The organism is Microbispora rosea (genome assembly GCF_044460045.1).
Taxonomy (GTDB): Bacteria; Actinomycetota; Actinomycetes; order Streptosporangiales; family Streptosporangiaceae; genus Microbispora; species Microbispora rosea.
Map to the genome: position 1 here is coordinate 154,644 of NZ_JBITJO010000014.1, position 17,375 is coordinate 172,018.

Here is a 17,375-nt window from a genome sequence, read left to right on the forward strand (position 1 = left end):
GGGAATCTCTGAACGTCTGCGACACTACATTGCATTCACCAAACGGTCAACAAGCAAAGATGGCCTTTTATCCCTTGTAGACGGAGGAATGTGGGAGGCTCTTTGCAATGAATATGAAGCTGAATGCAATGGATGATCAGATGCGCATTGCAATGGACTGCGAGTGAATGCATACTGTGCAGCGTGCGAGCGCCGAGCTCCACGCGTGTCGGGAGACAGGGGACGAGCGCCGATGCCCGGAGGCAGACTCACCAACGAGGACCGTCAGCAGATCGCTGAGGGGCTGGCCGAGGGGCTCGGATACGCCGAGATCGGCCGGCGCCTGGGACGGCCCGCCTCGACGATCATGCGGGAGGTCACCCGCAACGGCGGACCCGACGACTACGGAGCCGACCGGGCGCACGAGGCCACCCGGCACCGGGCGCGGCGGCACAAGCAGGCTCGGCCTCCGGCGCCGCCGGTGTCCGACGGCGGCCATGGGCGTGACCCCCAGGCGGTGCAGGACTTCACCGAGTCCTTCATCGCCATCCTCGTGCAGCAGGGGCTGCCCCGGATGGAGGCCAGGGTGCTGGTCTGCCTGTACGTCACGGACTCCGGGGCTCTCACCGCCGCCGACCTGGTCCAGCGGCTCCACGTCAGCCCTGCCTCGATCTCGCACGCCATCACCTTCCTCGAACAGCAGGGCATGCTCAGGCGGGAACGGGTCCCCGGTGCGCGGCGCGAACGCTATGTCATCGACGACGAGATCTGGATCCGGTCCATGCTCGCGTCCATGCAGATGAACGACGCCCTGGTGGCCGCATCGCAGCGCGGAGCCGAGGTCCTCGGAGCGGCGACCCCGGCGGGCGCCCGCTTCGAGTCCTCCGCCGAACTTCTGTCTCTTGTGAGCGCGGCGTTCCGGCAGGTCGTGGAGCAGTGGCAGGGCCGGAGCGCTCGTCGATCGGTCCCCCCGCCCGGCGATTGACGCGGGCTCCGGCTGATGGCCGGTCGGGCCGATCGCCCGGCCGGCCACCCCGAACACCCACCGCGCCTACGCCTCCGTCATCGATGATGAGAGGATGAGCGCCGTGAAGGCGGCCGTCCGGCCGCGTGCGTCTCATCCCAGGGGGAGTGCATGTTCCGCCACGTCGTGCTGCTGCAGTGGACCGAGAACGCCACCGAGGAGCAGCGGGCCGAGGTGGCAAGGCGGCTGAGCGGGCTGCCGGATGCCATCCCCGAGGTGCGCTCCTACCGGATCGGTCACGACGCGGGCGTCAACGAGGGCAACTACTCCTTCGCCGTGGTCGCCGACTTCGACTCCCCCGAGGACTACGTCGTCTACCGTGACCACCCGGTCCACCTGGCGGTGGTCGACGAGTGCATCGCGCCGATCCTCGCCGCCCGCGCGGCCGTGCAGTACGTTCTCTAGGGTCACGAAGGCGTGCCTCCGGCTCGCCTTCGGCGGGCGTCGGGGCTCAGCCCTGCACGTGCAGTGATTCGACCGCTTCGACCAGAGGGGCGAGCCGGGGGTTCCGGGCCGCCTGGTCGAGAGCTTCCCGCAGGGCGGCGTCGTTCGTGGGCCGGGCCTCGGCGAGCAGCGCCAGGCCCGCGGGGCTGACGTCGGTGTAGATCCCGCGGCGGTCGGTGGGGCACAGGTAGCGGGTGAGCAGTCCCCGCTCTTCGAGCCGGGTCACCAGGCGCGTCGTCGCGCTCTGGCTGAGCACCACGGCGTCGGCGACCTGCTTCATCTGCAGGTGGCCGCCGGGGCCGTCGTGCTGCCGGCTGAGCGTCTCCAGCAAGGAGTACTCCCGCACGCTCAGGCCGTGCTCGCTCTGCAGGGCGCGCTCGATGTGCGCCTCGATCTTCTCGTGCAACAGGGAGAGGGCGCACCAGCCCTGCGCGAGAGCGGTGAGGGCGGGGTCCGTGGCCGTCATCGACTCTCCTCCGTTCGCGTGCGACTCAGTCGAGGATACTGCACCCCTGCAATAGCCCGCGCTTGCAAGTATCGAGCGTCTGCAACTATTGTCGGCGCGTGTTACTTGCTCGTGCAATCGTTGGGGGACGTTCATGCCGCTCGCACTCGTAGCCCTCGCCATCGGGGCCTTCGGGATCGGGACCACCGAGTTCGTGATCACTGGGTTGCTCCCGCAGGTGGCGTCCGACCTCGGCGTCTCCATTCCGACCGTCGGCCTGCTCGTCACCGGCTACGCCCTGGGCGTGGTCGTCGGTGCCCCGCCGATGACTGTGCTGGGGACGGCCATGTCCCGCAAGCGCGTGCTGATGCTGCTGATGGCGCTGTTCGTCGCGGGCAACCTGCTCTCGGCCCTCGCGCCGGGCTTCGGGGCGATGCTGGCCGGCCGGGTGATCGCCTCGCTCGCGCACGGCGCGTTCTTCGGCATCGGCTCCGTGGTCGCGGCGGAACTGGTCGCCCCGCACCGGAGGGCCGGTGCGATCGCTCTGATGTTCACCGGTCTGACCGTGGCCAACGTCGTCGGCGTCCCCCTGGGCACCCTGGTCGGCCAGGTCGCCGGATGGCGGACGACCTTCGCCATCGTCGCCGGGCTCGGCGTCGTCGGCCTGATCGGCATCGCCGTGCTCGTGCCCGAGATGCCGCGGCCCGAGGGCGTACGCCTGCGCCATGAAGTGGCCGCACTCCGCGACGTCCAGGTGTTGCTCGCGATGGGCATGACCGTGCTCGGGTTCGGCGGCGTCTTCGCGGCCATCACGTACATCGCGCCGATGATGGTCCGGGTCGCGGGCTACCCCGAAGGCGCGGTGACCTGGCTGCTGGTCCTCTTCGGTCTCGGCATGGTGGCCGGCAACCTCGTCGGGGGAAAGTTCGCCGACCGCGCGCTGATGCCGATGCTGTACGTCTCGCTGGGCGCCCTCGCGGTCGTCCTCGCCGCCTTCACCCTGACCGCGCACAGCAAGATCCTCGCTCCGGTGACCGTCGCCCTGGTGGGGGCGCTCGGCTTCGCCACCGTGCCGCCGCTGCAGAAGCGCGTGCTCGATCTCGCCCACGGCGCGCCGACGCTGGCCTCGGCGGTCAACATCGGCGCCTTCAACCTCGGCAACGCCCTGAGCTCCTGGCTCGGCGGCCTCGTCATCGCGGCGGGCCTGGGCTACACCGCGCCCAACTGGGTGGGCGCCCTCCTCGCCGCCTCCGCGCTCGTGCTCGCCGTCCTCTCGGCCGCGCTCGAACGGCGCTCCGCCGTGGTCGCGGCCGTCTGACCCGCTCTCCCGTGCGCCCGGGCGTGCTCATGCGAGGGGTGGGCGTGTTCAGGGAGGGGTGGGGCGTGCTCTTGCGAGGGGCGGGCGTGCTCGTGCGAGGGGCGGGCGGCGCCCCTTGTCCTCCTCTCCAATCGCGCACGTCCGCTGCCGGACGATCACCGGTGCCAGGCGGTGACGGGTCCGTTCTGTGCCGCTTGCTGGAATCTCATTTCGCCGCACACTTTCACCCTCCACCCGGTGCGAGATCAAGGCCGTTCCTGATAACGATTCAGATACACGAAGCTGGTTCAGGAATATGAACGCCCTGTGACCTGCGTCACGAGTCCGGCCCGCTCTCGCGTACGCCCGTGACCTGCGACACCGCCATTGACGCCGGGCGGGGGGCGGGCGCATCGTAACGAGGCCAGGCGGTTGTCGGTCCGGGTGCCGCCGTTCACCCGGAGGTACGACGCGCGTGAACCCATTGGACTGGTGCGTTCTGGGCGCCTATTTCGTCGTCATGGTGGCGATCGGCGTCTACTCGCACCGGCGTATCGGCAACATCAGTGACTTCTTCACCGCCGGGGGCAAGATGCCCTGGTGGCTGGCCGGCATCTCGCACCACATGTCCGGCTACAGCGCCGTCATGTTCACCGGGTACGCCGGGATCGCCTACCTCTACGGCGCCACCTCGTACGTCACCTGGGCCTTCCCGATCGCGATCGGCATCGCGATCGGCTCGGTGCTGTTCGCCCCGAGGCTGAACCGGATCCGGTCGAAGCTCAGGGTCAGCTCGCCGCTGGAGTTCCTCGCCAAGCGCTACAACGTGCCGACCCAGCAGGCGCTCGCCTGGTCGGGCGGCCTGCTGAAGATCGTGGACGTCGGCGCGAAGTGGGCCGCGATCGCCACGCTGCTGTCGACGTTCACCGGCCTGTCGCTCAACCAGGGCATCCTGATCACCGGCATCGTCACCGCCGTCTACTGCACGGTCGGCGGCCTGTGGGCCGACGCGCTCACCGACTTCGGGCAGTTCGTCATCCAGCTCCTCGCCGGCGTCGTGATGCTCTTCGCCGTCCTCGCCAAGCTCGGCGGCATCGGCGCGGTGGGGGACATGTGGGACCGGCTGCCGCCCGATCACGCGAATCCGCTCAACGGCCCCTACACGATGACGTTCTTCCTCGCGTTCCTGTTCATCAAGACGTTCGAGTACAACGGCGGCATGTGGAACCAGGCGCAGCGTTACATGGCCGCGCCGACCGCGGCGCAGGCGGCCCGCGGCGCGCGGCTGTCGGCCGCGCTGTGGGCGGTCTGGCCGCTGCTGCTGTTCTTCCCGATGTGGGCCGCGCCGCTGCTGGTCCACGCGACCAAGCCGGACGCGAGCGACTCGTACGCGCTGCTGACCACGCAGCTCATCCCGCACGGCCTGCTCGGACTGGTGATCGCCGGCTTCTTCTCGCACACGATGGCGATGGCCTCCTCCGACGCCAACGCGATCGCCTCGGTCTTCACCCGCGACGTGCTCCCTGTGCTGTCCCGGGCGGCGCGGGCCTGGGACACCAGGGCCGCCCTGGTCGCGGCCCGGGTCACCACAGTGGCCTTCATCGCGCTGTCGATGGCCGTGGCCACCCAGGTCAACAGCCCGGTGCTGAAGGACATCATCACGGTCGTCATCAAGTGGGTGGCCGGGCTCATCGGCCCGATCTCGATCCCGCTGCTGCTCGGGATGCTGCCGCTGTTCCGCAGGTCCGGCCCGACGGCCGCGCTGATCTCATGGGCGGCAGGCCTGTTCGTCTTCTGGCTCACCAACTACGGCATGAGCGGCGTCTCGACCGCCGTGGCGACGGCCGCGCCCGTGGCCACCTCGCTGGTGCTTTTCACGATCATCGGCTTCATCCGCCCCGAGAACACCCCCGAGCGCGAGGAACTCCTCCAGACCGTCAACACCGACGACCACACCACCCCCCACCCCCTCCCCGCGTGATCTTGTAGTTTGTCGCACATAAGCCTTCGACCTCGGGCGATACCGTCCGCACGACCGGGGTTAGAAGGAGTCTTCGGGCAATTCCATGAGGTCCTGGCCGGTGGCGGCGAGCACGCGGCGCTCGGCGGCCAGACGGGGGAGCACGGTCTGCACGAAGAACGAGGCCGCGGCCACCTTGCCCGTGTAGAACGCCTTGTCCTCCTCCGAGGCGGACAGGGCGTTCAGCGCGATCTCGGCCTGGCGCAGCAGCAGCCAGCCCAGCACCAGGTCGCCCAGCCCCATGAGGAACCGGGTGGTGTTGAGGCCGACCTTGTAGACCTCCTGCGGCGTCTCCATGGAGGCGATCGCCCAACCGGCCATCGTGTCGGCCATCGCCTTCACCTCGTCGGCCGCCTCGTCGAGCAGGCCGCGCTCGACCTTCAGCCGTCCGTTGCCCGCCTGGGAGGCGGCGAACGCCTTGATCTCGCCCAGCAGCGAACCCAGCGCCGCGCCCTGGTTCTTGAGCACCTTGCGGAAGAACAGGTCCTGGCCCTGGATCGCGGTCGTGCCCTCGTACAGCGAGTCGATCTTCGAGTCGCGGATGTACTGCTCGATCGGGTAGTCCTGGAGGAAACCCGAGCCGCCGAGCGTCTGCAGCGAGCGGGCCAGCAGCTCGTACGACCGCTCGGAGCCGACGCCCTTGACCAGCGGGAGCAGCAGGTCGTTGAGCGCCTCGGCGGCCTCGTCGCGGCGGCCCTCGAACTCGGCGATCTGGATCTGGTCCTGGATCGTCGCCGTGTAGATGACCAGTGCCCGCATGGCCTCGGCGTACGACTTCTGCAGCATGAGCTCGCGGCGTACGTCGGGGTGGTGGGTGATCGTGACGCGCGGGGCGGTCTTGTCGCCCGAGCGCGTGAGGTCGGCGCCCTGGACGCGGTTCTTCGCGAAGTCCAGCGCGTTGAGGTAACCGGTGGACAGCGTGGCGATGGCCTTGGCACCCACCATCATGCGGGCGTTCTCGATCACCATGAACATCTGCCGGATGCCGTCGTGCGCGTCGCCGACCAGGTAGCCGATGGCGGGGTGCTTCTCGCCGAGCGTGAGCTCGCAGGTCGTGGAGACCTTCAGACCCATCTTCTTCTCGACGTTGGTGACGTAGACGCCGTTGCGCTCGCCCAGCTCGCCGGTCTCCAGGTCCACCAGATACTTCGGCACGAGGAACATCGACAGCCCCTTGGTGCCGGGCTTGGCGCCCTCGGGCCGGGCCAGCACGAGGTGGAAGATGTTCTCGGCCATGTCGTGCTCGGCGCTGGTGATGAAGCGCTTGACGCCCTCGATGTGCCAGGTGCCGTCGGGCTGCCGGACCGCCTTCGTACGACCCGCGCCCACGTCGGATCCGGCGTCGGGCTCGGTCAGCACCATGGTCGCGCCCCAGTGCCGCTCGACGGCCAGTTCGGCGAACCGCTTCTGCTCGGGGGTGCCGAGCTCGAAAAGCAGGCGGGCGAAGGCCGGGCCGCAGGCGAACATCCACACGGCGGGGTTGGCGCCGAGCACCATCTCGGCCATGGCCCACACCAGGCTGCGCGGGGCGGGCGTGCCGCCGAGCTCCGGCTGCAGCTCCAGGCGCCACCACTCGGAGTCCACCCACGCCTGGTAGGAGCGCTTGAAGCTCTCCGGCATGGTCACGCTGTGGGTGGCGGGGTCGAAGACGGGCGGGTGGCGGTCGGCGTCCTCGAACGAGGCGGCGAGGGGGCCGGTGGCCAGCCGGTTGACCTCGTCCAGCACGCTTCGCGCGGTGTCCTCGTCGACCTCGGCGAACGGGCCGGTGCCGAGGATCTCCCCGCGGCCGAACACCTCGAAGAGGTTGAACTCCAGGTCGCGGACGTTGCTCTTGTAGTGACCCATCTGTGTGCGCTCCTAGAACCGAACCCGGGGGTAACGTACTGGTCGGTAACTCTAAACGAATGCTACCCGCGAGTAACCGGTGGTATCCATGGTCTGCGCCATAGATCGCACGGTTTGGTGACGCACAACAGGTATGGTCCCGTTGTGAGAAGGCCGCGATCCGCGGTCTCCCCGGACGAGGTGCCCGCCGTACCCGGCCCAGCGAAGACGGTGGGCGGAAGGACATGGACCAAGTTCTGCAGATCGCCGGCGCCGTTCTCATCCTCGGCGCGTTCCTGCTCTCCCAGATGAACGTCCTCGACAACCGCTCGAAGATCTACCTCGTGCTCAATCTCGTCGGCTCCGCGGTGCTCGCGTGGCTCGCGTACGCGGGCGACGACTGGGGATTCCTGCTGCTGGAGGGGGTCTGGGCCCTGGTGTCCGCGGTCGGCCTCGCCAGGGAGCTGCGACCGCGACGGGCGGCGACGTAACTTGCTTGACACCTTTGCCGGTGTCGGGATTGGGTGGGCGCATGATTGAGATCCACACGATGACGATCGACTGCGCCCGGCCGTACGAGCTGGCCCAGTGGTGGAGCGAGGCCCTGGGCTGGCCGCTCGTCGACTCCGAGCCGGAGGACGACGAGGTCATGCTGGACCGTCCGGAGGGCGCTCCGCACCTGCTTTTCATCCGGGTGCCCGACGGCAAGACGGTCAAGAACCGCCTGCACCTCGACGTGACCCCCACCGGAGACGGCACCCGGGATCAGGAGGTGGAGCGGCTGCTCGCGCTCGGGGCCAAGCCGTACGAGGACCATCGGACGCCGGACGGCGCCGGATGGGTCACTCTGCTCGACCCCGAGGGCAACGAGTTCTGCGTCTGCCGCAGCGCGGCGGAGCGAGAGGACTGAGGGTCAGGCGCCCTTGGCCCGGCCCCGCATCGAGAACGTGAGGACGGCGGTGATCAGCAGCACGAGCGCGCCGCCCCACAGCGCGTCGAAGGCCGCGCCGAAGAGGCCCTCGCGGTCGATCACCAGCTGCACGGGATACATGAGGGCCGCCGCGCCGAGGCCCGGGTAGAGCGAGAAGCGCCAGGGGTGGCGCAGCGCCCACAGACGGGCCTGCCGGGTCACCCGGTCGCCGGTGTCCGGCTTGGAGATCGCGCCGATCGCCGCGACGAGGGCGAACACGGTGATCCCCGCGCACAGGGCCCACGTCAGGTCGGCCGGGCCGGGCAGGATGACGCCCAGGATGAAGCTCGTGGCCGCGACCGCCCCACCGGACGTCGCCGCGGCTCGCCAGGGCGCGCCGCGCAGGGCCGCGCCGGCCAAGGACATCTCGTCCATGCGGGTCAGTTCGTTCATGACTACAGCGTGCCCTTTCGGGCGTTTCAGCGGCATCGGGGAAGTCCCTGAGCCGCCCCTGACACCCCCCGGTTAGGCTCCCCGGCATGGATCTGCGATTCCGTACGGCCCGGCGTGAGGACGTCCCCGTCATCGTCAACCTGATCAACGAGGACCCGATCACCGCCGCCCGCCCGTCTTCGGGGGAGCCGGACTACTACGCCGCCTTCGAGGCGGTGGACACCGACCCGCGCAACGAGCTGATCGTCGTCGAGTCGGACGGCGAGGTGGTCGGGACCATGCAGATCACCTACATCCCCGGACTGTCGCGGCGTGGCGGCGAGCGCGCGCTGATCGAGGCGGTCAGGGTCGCCGTGCCCCACCGCAACCGGGGGATCGGCCGGGAGATGATGCGGTGGGCGGTCGAGCGGGCCCGGGAGCGCGGCTGCGCGCTGGTGCAGCTCACCTCCGACAAGGCCCGCATCGAGGCCCACCGCTTCTACGGCTCGCTCGGCTTCGCCGCGTCACACGAGGGGTTCAAACTGCTCCTCGCTTGAGAGCGGGGCGACGTCGACGAAGTTGTCGTGGTAGACCGGGCCCCGGCCCATGTCGGCGTCCCGCTCGTCCACCAGCGCGTTGGGGTTGGCGCCCGCAGACAGCTTCGGCCAGTGGCCCTTCGGCGCCGCCACCACCCCCTGCGCCACCCGGTCGCTGACCTCCACGTACGCCCTGAACTCGCCGTTGCCGTTGAAGACCCGGGCGGCCTGCCCGTCCACGAGGCCCCGGGACGCGGCGTCGGCCGGGTTGACCATCACCCGCGGGCCCTTCGAGCGCTTGCGCAGCTCCGGGTTGTTGGCGAACTGCGTGTTCAGGAACGTGTGCGCGGCCGGGGTGATCATGACGAGCGGGTGCGGCCGGTCGGCGGGAGCCGTACGGGCGGTGAACGAGGGGACGTAGCCCGCCACGCGCGGCAGCCCGGCGGCCTCGGCCTTCGCGGAGACGAACTCCAGCCGTCCGCTCGGCGTCGGGAAGCCCTCCGCGAACGGCACGAACGGATCGGCAACCCGCAGACGCGCCCACCCCTGCTTGCGGCACTCCTCCACGGAGATCCCCACCTGGGCGAGCGTCTGCTCGGCCAGGTCGAGGTCGCTGTCGTACAGGGAGGGCTCGGTCAGGCCCATCTTGCGGGCCAGCCGGCGGAACGTCTCGGTCGTCGACAGGCACTCGCCCGGCGGCTCGACGGCGGGCTCGTTCCACACCATGTACATGTGACCGTAGCCGTGGTGCACGTCCAGGTGCTCGATCTGCATCGTCGCGGGCAGCACGTAGTCGGCGTAGTCGGCGGTGTCGGTCGGGAACTGCTCCATCACCACCGTCAACAGGTCCTCCCGCTCCAGCGCCGCCCTGATCCGGTTCTGGTCGGAGGTCGAACCGAGCGGGTTGGCCGCGTAGACCCACAGGCACTTGACCGACTCGTCGAGCCCGTCGGCCAGCCGGGTCATCGTGAGCGTACGCACGGGGTGGGGGAGCAGGTCGTCGCGCGGGTCGGGGCCCGTGGGCGCGTATCCCGAGGTGGAGTAGGCCACGCCGCCGCCCGGGTGGCGCCAGTCGCCGGTGACGCCGGGAATGCAGGCGATCACCCGCATCGCGGCCCCGCCGCCCGCGTGCCGCTGGATGCCCATCGTGGCGCGGATGCCGGTCGGGCGGGTGTGCGCGAGCCGTACGCCGAGGGCGCGGATCCGCTCCTCGGGCAGGCCGGTGATCTCCGCCACCAGCGCCGGCGGATGCCTGCGGATCTCGGCTTCGAACTCGTCCCAGCCGGTCGTGTGCTCCTCGATGTACGCGCGGTCCTCGGTGCCCTCCTCCAGCACGACGTGCAGCAGGCCGAGGGCGAGCGCGGCGTCGGTGCCCGGCCGGATCGGCAGGTGCTCGTCCGCCTGGTCGGCCGTACGCGTGCGGATGGGGTCGATCGCGACGACGTACGCCCCGGCGGCGCGGGCGTCCTGGATGAACTTCCACAGGTGGTGGCCGCTGGTCAGCGTGTTGGTGCCCCACAGCAGGATGAGCCGTGACAGGGCGAACGTCTCCGGGTCCATGCCGCCGGGAGTCCCGTTGACGTACCGCAGCCCGTCGTTGCCGGCCCGCGCGCAGATGTTGAGGTCGTGCCGGGACGCGCCGAGGGCGTTCCAGAACCGCCGCCCGGCCTGACCCGACTCGCCCTGGACGTAGCCGAGCGTCCCGGTGCCCTGGTAGGGCCAGATCGCCTCGCCGCCGTGCTCCTCGACGATCGACGTCAGCTTGGCGGCGATCTCCGACAGCGCCTGGTCCAGGCTGATCCGTTCGAACCGGCCGGAGCCCTTCGGCCCCACCCTCTTCAACGGGTGGAGAACGCGGTCGGCCGACCGCACCTGCTCCAGGTAGCGGTTGACCTTCACGCACAGGGCCCCGCGCGTGTAGGGGTGGTCGCGGTTGCCGCGCAACCCGACGGCCTCGCCGTCGCGTACGGTGACGACCCACGAGCAGGTGTCGGGGCAGTCGAGCGGACAGGCGCCGAGGACGGGTAGCGACGTGCTCATGGCATCGACGTTAGCGTGCGGCCCACGGTCGGTCTCTACCGGATTTCCCCCACGTAGGAGATGTTCGCCGCGTCCTCGGGCTCGGTGCTCGGCGACCCCGAGAACCAGGCGTCCAGGATCTCCGCCAGAACCTGCTGGGAGGTGAGGCGGAGACTGAGCGCGAGCACGTTGGCGTCGTTCCACGTGCGGGCGCCCGCGGCGGTTGCGGCGTCGGTGCACAGCGCCGCCCGCACGCCCGCTACCTTGTTTGCCGCTATGGAAGCGCCGGTGCCGGTCCAGCAACAGACCACGGCCTGGTCCGCGCGGCCCTCCGCGACGTCCCTCGCCGCGGCGGAACAGCACCACGCCCAATCGGCCCGGTCGCCGGGGGCCAGTGCTCCATAGAGTGTGACTGAATGGCCGCGCTGTTCCACCTCGGCCGCAAGCACCGACGCGATTCCGTCGAGGCTGTCCGAGGCCAGGGATATACGCATGCCGTCAATTGTGGACACCGAGTGCGAAGATCGCACAGAATCGCTGGTGGTGAGAGGCATCAAGGAGCAGGACATAACGCTGGACACTCCTGGCCAAGGAGCTGTCCTCGTCGTCGAGCCTCTGCTGCCGCAGCGGATCCGCCGTCCTTCCGACGCACTGCGGTTCCTGCTCACGCTGCTGGGCCTGGCCGCCGTCATACTGATGGCGCTGGCCCTGCAACGCACGCTGAACGGCCTGGAGACCGATGTTCAGGCGGGCACCGGCCGCGCCCCCGAGGTGCTGTCGGCCGCCGCCGGGCTGCTGGGCGGCGTCGCCGTGCTCATCGTCCCGGTGGCGTTCGCCGTCGAGCGGGTCTTCCACCGCGACGGCATGCGCGTCACCCAGGGGCTGATCGCCGCGATCCTCGCTCTGCTGGTCTCGTACGTGCTCGGCGAGTCGCTGATCCACTCCGGTCCGGCCGATCTGGTGCAGCTGCTCACCGGCGGCAGGGAGGTCGAGCCGCTCAACACCGTGCTCACCCCCGCCATCGCGTACGCCACGGCGGTGCGGATGGGGCGGCGTCCCCACTGGCGCGCGCTCATGTGGGTCGCGCTCGCCCTGGACGTGTTCGCGCTCTTCACCGCCACCAAGGTCACCGCCCTCGGCGTGATCATGACGTACGTCGTCGGCCTCGCCGTCGGGTTCGGCACGCTCTACGGCATCGGCAGCGCGAACACCAGGCCGCCCGGCAGCGCCGTGCTGGCCGCGCTGCGCAGGCTCGGCTTCGCGCCGGTCAGCGCCAGGCGGGTGGAGGACGACAGCTCGGGCAGCCGCCGCTACCTGGTCGGCCTCGTCGGCGACCAGCGGATCGATGTGACCGTGCTCGACCGCGACCGGCAGGTGGCGGGCGTCCTCTACCGGCTGTGGCGGCGTTTCCTGCTCAACAACGAGACCCGGCGCAGGGCCATCCGCTCGCTGCGTGCCGAGCTGGAGCGCGAGGCGCTGATGGCGTACGCCGCGCAGGCCGCCGGGGTACGGCTGCCGCGCCTGCTCGGCACGAGCGAGGTCGGCACCGAGGCCGCGCTGCTCGCCTACGAGCACGTGGACACCCGGCCGGTGAGCGACCTGCAGGACGAGGACTTCGACGACGAGCTGCTGGAGCGGATGTGGGAGCAGGTCCGGCTGCTGCACGCGCACCGCCTGGCCCACCGCCACCTCACCGGCGAGAGCATCCACGTCGACACCCAGCGGAACGTCTACCTCGTGGACGCCCGCAGCGGCGAGATCGCGGCGGGCGACCTGCTGCTGCGGCTCGACATCGCCCAGCTCCTCGCCTACCTCGGCACCCGCGTCGGAGCCGAGCGCTCCGTCGGGGCGGCGGCGAAGGTGCTGGGAGAGAACACGCTGGCCGGGGCGATGCCGCTGCTCCAGCGGATCGCGCTGAGCCGGGACACCCGGACGGCCGCCCGCAGGGACAGGAAGCTCCTGCCCGCGATCCGGGAGCAGATCGTCGCGCTGAAGCCGCAGGTCGAGGTCGAGGAGGTGCGGCTCGAGCGGTTCCGCCCCCGGACGCTGGTGACGATCATCGTCAGCGCGCTCGGCGCCTATTTACTGCTCACCCAGCTCAGCCGGGTCAACCTGATCACCGTGCTCACCACGGCCAACTGGGCGTGGAGCGGTGTCGCGCTGGTCGCCGGCGCCCTCAGCTACGTCGCGGCGGCGATCCTGCTGCGCGGGTTCGTGCCCGAGCCGCTGCCGCTCGGCCGTACGGTCCTGGCCCAGCTCGCCGCGTCGTTCGTGAAGCTGGTCGCGCCCGCCGCGGTCGGCGGCGTCGCACTCAACACCCGCTACCTGCAGAAACGTGGCGTCCCGCCGGCGGCGGCGGTGACCAGTGTGGGGGCTTCGCAGCTCATCGGCCTGGCCATGCACATCATGCTGCTGCTGCTGTTCGGCTACCTCACCGGGACGCAGGCCGCGCCGTCCCTCACTCCGTCACGGGGCCTGCTCGTCGTGCTGCTCGGCGTCGCGGTGCTCTTCCTGATCGTGCTGGCCGTGGGGCCGCTGCGCCGCTTGCTGACCACCCGACTGCGTGCCATGTTCTCCGGGGTGATCCCGCGGCTGCTCGACGTCGTGCAGTCACCCAAGAAGATGGTCGAAGCGGTGGGCGGGACCCTGCTGCTCACGCTCAGCTTCGTGATCTGCCTCCAGGCGTGCGTGCAGGCCTTCGGCGGTGAGGCCAGCTTCACGGCGGTCGCCGTGGTGTTCCTGGCCGGCAACGCCATCGGCTCGGCCGCTCCGACGCCCGGCGGCCTCGGCGCGGTGGAGTACGCCCTGTCGCTCGGCCTGCAGGTCGCCGGCGTGCCGGGCCCCATCGCCACCTCGGCCGTGCTGCTGTTCCGGCTGATGACGTTCTGGCTGCCCGTCCTCCCCGGCTGGGCCTCCTTCGCCTACCTCCAGCGTCAGAACGCCCTCTGAGCCGTCCTGCCGCCCGGCTGCCGGGCCAGGCGGATCGCGGGGGTCAAAAGCCGGGGGCCGACGAGCCGGGGGCCGACGATTCGGGGGTCAGAAGCCGGTCGTCACAAGCCGGGGGCACGCGCCGGCCGCGCCGTGCCCCCGCGGCTCGTGGACGCTCAGTGCGCGCTGGAATCGGCCCAGAGGTTGATCCCGCACTCGACGGCGTCCTTGTCGATCGCGTCCAGCTCGTCCTGGGTGAAGTCGAGCCGGTTGATCGCGTCGAGGCTCTCGTCGAGTTGCTCGACGCTGGACGCGCCGATCAGTACCGACGTCACCCGCGGGTCGCGAAGCGCCCAGGCCAGGGCCATCTGTGCCAGCGACTGCCCGCGCTGCCCGGCGATCTCGTTGAGCCGCCGGACATGGCGGAGGCTCTCCTCCGTGAGCAGGGACGGATCGAGCGACTTGCCCTGGGCCGCCCGCGAGTCCTTCGGGATGCCGTTCAGGTAGCGGCCGGTCAGCATGCCCTGTGCCAGCGGAGAGAACGCGATGCAGCCGGCGCCCTCCTCCTCCAGCACGTCGAGCAGCCCGTTCTCGATCCACCGGTTGAGCATGGAGTAGGAGGGCTGGTGGATGAGCAGCGGCGTGCCCATGTCCCGCAGGATCGCCGCGGCCTGCCGGGTTCGCTCGGGAGAGTAGGACGAGATCCCCGCGTAGAGCGCCTTGCCCGAGCGGACCGCGTGGGCCAGCGCCCCCATGGTCTCCTCCAGGGGCGTCTCCGGATCGAAGCGGTGGCTGTAGAAGATGTCCACGTAGTCGAGGCCCATCCGCTTCAGCGACTGGTCGAGGCTCGCGAGCAGATACTTGCGCGACCCCCAGTTGCCGTACGGGCCGGGCCACATGTCGTACCCTGCCTTGGTGGAGATCACCAGCTCGTCGCGATACCTGGCGAAGTCCTGCTGGTAGAGGTGCCCGAAGTTGATCTCCGCGGAGCCGTACGGCGGACCGTAGTTGTTGGCGAGGTCGAAGTGGGTGACCCCGCGGTCGAAGGCCCGGCGGAGGATGGCCCGCTGGGTCTCGATCGGCTTGTCGTCGCCGAAGTTGTGCCACAACCCGAGCGACACCGCGGGCAGCCTCAGCCCGCTCCGTCCGGTCCGGTTGTACGGCATGGGCCCATACCGGCCCTCGGCAGCCACATAGCTCACTCGGTCACTCCAACTCGGTTGAGGATCCAGGAGAGCGCGAACGCCTCCTCACGCCAGGCGTCGTAACGGCCGCTGCGGCCTCCGTGGCCGGCGCCCATCTCGGTTTTCAACAGGAACGGGCCGCCTTGCGCGGTGGCACGGAGCCGGGCGATCCACTTGGCCGGCTCGTGGTAGAGCACCCGCGTGTCGTTGAGGCTGGTGGTCGCCAGGATCGGCGGGTATGCCCGGCCGTCGACGTTCTCGTAGGGCGAGTAGGTCTTCATGTACGCGTAGACCTCGGGGTCGTGCAGCGGGTCGCCCCACTCGTCCCACTCGGTCACCGTGAGCGGCAGCGACGGGTCGAGGATCGTGTTCAGCGCGTCCACGAAGGGGACCTCGGCGACGATCCCCGCGAACTCCTCGGGCGCCAGGTTGGCGACCGCGCCCACGAGCAGACCACCGGCCGAACCGCCCCTGGCGATGACCTTGTCGGACCATCCCTCGGCCTTCAGATGCCGAGCGGCCGTCACGAAGTCGGTGAAGGTGTTCTTCTTGCTGGTGAGCTTGCCGTCCTCGTACCACCGGCGGCCCATCTCGCCGCCCCCGCGCACGTGGGCGATCGCGAACACGAACCCTCGGTCCAGCAGCGAGAGCCGGGCTACCGAGAAGTAGGGATCGATGGACGACTCGTAGCTGCCGTAGCCGTAGAGCAGGGTGGGGGCGGGCCGGCTCGTGTCCTTCCGGACCACGATCGAGATCGGGATCCTGGTGCCGTCAGGAGCGGTGGCCCATTCGCGGAACTGCTCGTAGTCGGCGGGGTCGTAGCCGCCGAGCACCGCCCTCTGCTTGAGCAGGATCAGCTCGCGCGAGCGCAGGTCGTAGTCGTACACCGACGGCGGAGTGACCATGGACGTGTAGCTGAGGCGCAGCCGGCTTGTCTCGAACTCCGCGTTGCCGGTCGGCGCGACGTCGTACAGCGGCTCCGGAAAGGAGATCTCGTACGGCTCGCCGCCGTCGCCCGGCAGGATCCGGACGCCGGTGAGACCGTCACGCCGGAAGTGGACGCTGACGAAGTCCTTGAACGCGTCCACATCGAGCAGCCGTGTGTCGTCCCTGTGCTCGATCAGCGGAGTCCAGCTCCCCGGATCGTCGATGGGCGCAGTGGCGAGCTCGAAGTTCACGGCGCCGCCGTCGTTGTGCAGGATGAGGAAGCGGCCGGCCGCGTGCTCCAGCCCGTACTCCACGCCGGTCTGCCGGGGGCGGACCACCGCGAACTCGCCTCCGGGGGCGGCCGCGTCGAGGACCCGGACCTCGCTGGTGATCTTGCTGCCCGAGGTAAGCACCAGGTAGCGCTGGCTGCGGGTCAGGCCGATGCCCACCCAGAAGCGCTCGTCGTCCTCCTGGTAGACGACGGCGTCATCCGTCGAGCCGAGCGTGTGCCGGTGGATCCGGTACGGCCGCCACGCCTCGTCCACCGTCGTGTAGAAGAACGTGGACCCGTCGGCCGACCAGGCGCCGCCGTAGAAGACACCCGGAATCTCGTCCGGGAGCAGTTCGCCCGTCTCCAGATCCTTGAAGCGGAGAGTGAAGCGCTCGTCTCCGGAGAAGTCGGTCGAGTAGGCGAGCTTCGTGCCGTCGGGGCTGACCGCGCTCGTGCCCATGGAGAAGAAGGGGCTGTCGCCCGCGAGCTCGTTGCCGTCCAGAATCACCTGTTCGCCGGGAAGCGACGCGCCAGCCTCCAGCTGGGGCGGGCTGTCGCCGTCGGCGGCCACGCGGCACTGGATGCCGTACTGCTTGCCCTCTTCGGTCCGGGAGTAGTACCACCAGGCGCCCTTGCGCGTGGGCACCGACAGGTCGGTCTCCAGCGTCCTGCCCTTGATCTCCTTGAAGATGCTCTCCTGGAGGTCCTGCAGGTGGCCGGTCATCTCCTGGGTATAGGCGTTCTCCGCCTCCAGGTACGCGATGGTGTCGGGATCGTCCTTCTTGAGCAGCCACGCATACTCGTCGACCACGGTGTCACCGTGATGCGTGCGCTCCAGGGGAACCTTCTTCGCTACAGGCGGCATGTCGCTCACCCGCCAAAGTCTATGTTCGGCATGGTCCCGCCACGTCTCCTCGCTGTGGCCTGTGGATAACCCGTGCCGGGGAACAGGAGGCCGGGGCCGGCGCGTCGCGGTCCCCGCCTACCGGCCGTGAGACAACCGGAATACATCCGGGGGCCCCAGGCGTTCTCTGCAAGTTGGGTCATGGCGGTGCCGGACCCTGGTAATCTTGTGGTGTCGGCGCGGTTCGGCGCACTCCTCTTCGATCACTTCGGTGGTTGTCTTGTGTGTGCG

General features: G+C 69.8%; 15 protein-coding genes and 1 riboswitch. Of the genes, 8 read left to right on the plus strand and 7 right to left on the minus strand.

All coding sequences use genetic code 11. The features are described from left to right. The first annotated feature begins 232 nt into the window (after positions 1–232). On the plus strand, positions 233–964 hold the full coding sequence (locus ACIBK1_RS37160) for a GbsR/MarR family transcriptional regulator (protein ID WP_030508825.1): 732 nt from the start codon (positions 233–235) through the stop codon (positions 962–964). Positions 965–1,114: 150 nt separating this feature from the next. After that, the gene (locus ACIBK1_RS37165; protein WP_396740364.1) at positions 1,115–1,408 is read left to right on the plus strand and encodes a Dabb family protein; all 294 of its coding nucleotides are present in this window, start codon (positions 1,115–1,117) and stop codon (positions 1,406–1,408) included. A 46-nt stretch (positions 1,409–1,454) separates the two neighbouring features. Here ACIBK1_RS37165 and ACIBK1_RS37170 read toward each other — a convergent pair whose 3' ends face one another. Next, the gene (locus ACIBK1_RS37170; RefSeq protein WP_076438759.1) at positions 1,455–1,913 is read right to left on the minus strand and encodes a MarR family winged helix-turn-helix transcriptional regulator; all 459 of its coding nucleotides are present in this window, start codon (positions 1,911–1,913) and stop codon (positions 1,455–1,457) included. Between the two features lie 133 nt (positions 1,914–2,046). On the opposite strand from ACIBK1_RS37170, the gene ACIBK1_RS37175 reads away from it, so the two are divergent. Both ACIBK1_RS37175 and ACIBK1_RS37180 read left to right on the plus strand, forming a co-directional pair. Next, positions 2,047–3,210 carry an MFS transporter gene (locus ACIBK1_RS37175; protein ID WP_030508828.1) on the plus strand — a complete coding sequence of 388 codons (1,164 nt, stop codon included), beginning with the start codon at positions 2,047–2,049 and terminating at the stop codon, positions 3,208–3,210. A gap of 454 nt (positions 3,211–3,664) precedes the next feature. Then, positions 3,665–5,170 (plus strand): sodium:solute symporter family protein, encoded by a 1,506-nt coding sequence (locus ACIBK1_RS37180; protein WP_396740367.1) that lies wholly within the window; start codon positions 3,665–3,667, stop codon positions 5,168–5,170. A gap of 60 nt (positions 5,171–5,230) precedes the next feature. Here ACIBK1_RS37180 and ACIBK1_RS37185 read toward each other — a convergent pair whose 3' ends face one another. Then, positions 5,231–7,054, minus strand: coding sequence for an acyl-CoA dehydrogenase (locus tag ACIBK1_RS37185; protein ID WP_396740369.1), 1,824 nt, complete (start codon positions 7,052–7,054; stop codon positions 5,231–5,233). A 147-nt stretch (positions 7,055–7,201) separates the two neighbouring features. Then, a riboswitch (guanidine-III (ykkC-III) riboswitch) is annotated at positions 7,202–7,273 on the plus strand. A gap of 5 nt (positions 7,274–7,278) precedes the next feature. Between ACIBK1_RS37185 and ACIBK1_RS37190 the strand changes: the two genes are divergently transcribed. Together ACIBK1_RS37190 and ACIBK1_RS37195 are read left to right on the plus strand one after the other, a co-directional pair. After that, a complete protein-coding gene (locus ACIBK1_RS37190; protein WP_030508831.1) occupies positions 7,279–7,524 on the plus strand; it encodes a CBU_0592 family membrane protein in 246 nt (81 codons plus the stop codon). Between the two features lie 41 nt (positions 7,525–7,565). Further along, complete coding sequence (locus ACIBK1_RS37195; RefSeq protein ID WP_396740371.1) at positions 7,566–7,943, plus strand: VOC family protein; 378 nt, start codon at positions 7,566–7,568, stop codon at positions 7,941–7,943. Positions 7,944–7,946: 3 nt separating this feature from the next. Here the strand turns inward: ACIBK1_RS37195 and ACIBK1_RS37200 are convergent, their stop codons facing one another. Beyond that, the gene (locus ACIBK1_RS37200; RefSeq protein ID WP_030508833.1) at positions 7,947–8,396 is read right to left on the minus strand and encodes a hypothetical protein; all 450 of its coding nucleotides are present in this window, start codon (positions 8,394–8,396) and stop codon (positions 7,947–7,949) included. An 86-nt stretch (positions 8,397–8,482) separates the two neighbouring features. Between ACIBK1_RS37200 and ACIBK1_RS37205 the strand changes: the two genes are divergently transcribed. Then, positions 8,483–8,932, plus strand: coding sequence for a GNAT family N-acetyltransferase (locus ACIBK1_RS37205; RefSeq protein WP_387076286.1), 450 nt, complete (start codon positions 8,483–8,485; stop codon positions 8,930–8,932). Here the strand turns inward: ACIBK1_RS37205 and ACIBK1_RS37210 are convergent. Both ACIBK1_RS37210 and ACIBK1_RS37215 read right to left on the minus strand, forming a co-directional pair. Further along, a complete protein-coding gene (locus tag ACIBK1_RS37210) occupies positions 8,900–10,951 on the minus strand; it encodes a molybdopterin-dependent oxidoreductase (protein WP_396740373.1) in 2,052 nt (683 codons plus the stop codon). The two genes, ACIBK1_RS37205 and ACIBK1_RS37210, sit on opposite strands and share 33 nt — an antisense overlap. 35 nt (positions 10,952–10,986) lie before the next feature. Beyond that, entirely contained in the window at positions 10,987–11,424 is a 438-nt protein-coding gene (locus tag ACIBK1_RS37215; RefSeq protein WP_030508836.1) for an RpiB/LacA/LacB family sugar-phosphate isomerase, read from the minus strand. Positions 11,425–11,473: 49 nt separating this feature from the next. On the opposite strand from ACIBK1_RS37215, the gene ACIBK1_RS37220 reads away from it, so the two are divergent. Then, positions 11,474–13,879: a lysylphosphatidylglycerol synthase transmembrane domain-containing protein gene (locus ACIBK1_RS37220; protein WP_231513935.1), complete on the plus strand. Its 2,406-nt coding sequence runs from the start codon at positions 11,474–11,476 to the stop codon at positions 13,877–13,879. Positions 13,880–14,034: 155 nt separating this feature from the next. Here the strand turns inward: ACIBK1_RS37220 and mgrA are convergent, their stop codons facing one another. Both mgrA and ACIBK1_RS37230 read right to left on the minus strand, forming a co-directional pair. Next, positions 14,035–15,060, minus strand: a complete 1,026-nt coding sequence (mgrA, locus tag ACIBK1_RS37225) for an L-glyceraldehyde 3-phosphate reductase (RefSeq protein ID WP_076438771.1) — start codon at positions 15,058–15,060, stop codon at positions 14,035–14,037. Next, on the minus strand, positions 15,057–17,105 hold the full coding sequence (locus ACIBK1_RS37230) for a S9 family peptidase (protein WP_396740375.1): 2,049 nt from the start codon (positions 17,103–17,105) through the stop codon (positions 15,057–15,059). The genes mgrA and ACIBK1_RS37230 overlap by 4 nt, the downstream gene beginning before the upstream one ends. Positions 17,106–17,375 lie beyond the last annotated feature (270 nt).

Excerpts from the sequence above, each read along its gene's own strand:
- ACIBK1_RS37165 (WP_396740364.1), top strand. The coding sequence starts at position 1,115 with ATGTTCCGCCACGTCGTGCTGCTGCAGTGGACCGAGAACGCCACCGAG.
- ACIBK1_RS37195 (WP_396740371.1), top strand. The coding sequence starts at position 7,566 with ATGATTGAGATCCACACGATGACGATCGACTGCGCCCGGCCGTACGAG.
- ACIBK1_RS37200 (WP_030508833.1), bottom strand. The coding sequence starts at position 8,396 with ATGAACGAACTGACCCGCATGGACGAGATGTCCTTGGCCGGCGCGGCC.
- ACIBK1_RS37170 (WP_076438759.1), bottom strand. The coding sequence starts at position 1,913 with ATGACGGCCACGGACCCCGCCCTCACCGCTCTCGCGCAGGGCTGGTGC.
- ACIBK1_RS37205 (WP_387076286.1), top strand. The coding sequence starts at position 8,483 with ATGGATCTGCGATTCCGTACGGCCCGGCGTGAGGACGTCCCCGTCATC.
- ACIBK1_RS37230 (WP_396740375.1), bottom strand. The coding sequence starts at position 17,105 with ATGCCGCCTGTAGCGAAGAAGGTTCCCCTGGAGCGCACGCATCACGGT.
- ACIBK1_RS37185 (WP_396740369.1), bottom strand. The coding sequence starts at position 7,054 with ATGGGTCACTACAAGAGCAACGTCCGCGACCTGGAGTTCAACCTCTTC.
- ACIBK1_RS37160 (WP_030508825.1), top strand. The coding sequence starts at position 233 with ATGCCCGGAGGCAGACTCACCAACGAGGACCGTCAGCAGATCGCTGAG.
- ACIBK1_RS37190 (WP_030508831.1), top strand. The coding sequence starts at position 7,279 with ATGGACCAAGTTCTGCAGATCGCCGGCGCCGTTCTCATCCTCGGCGCG.
- ACIBK1_RS37175 (WP_030508828.1), top strand. The coding sequence starts at position 2,047 with ATGCCGCTCGCACTCGTAGCCCTCGCCATCGGGGCCTTCGGGATCGGG.
- ACIBK1_RS37215 (WP_030508836.1), bottom strand. The coding sequence starts at position 11,424 with ATGCGTATATCCCTGGCCTCGGACAGCCTCGACGGAATCGCGTCGGTG.
- ACIBK1_RS37210 (WP_396740373.1), bottom strand. The coding sequence starts at position 10,951 with ATGAGCACGTCGCTACCCGTCCTCGGCGCCTGTCCGCTCGACTGCCCC.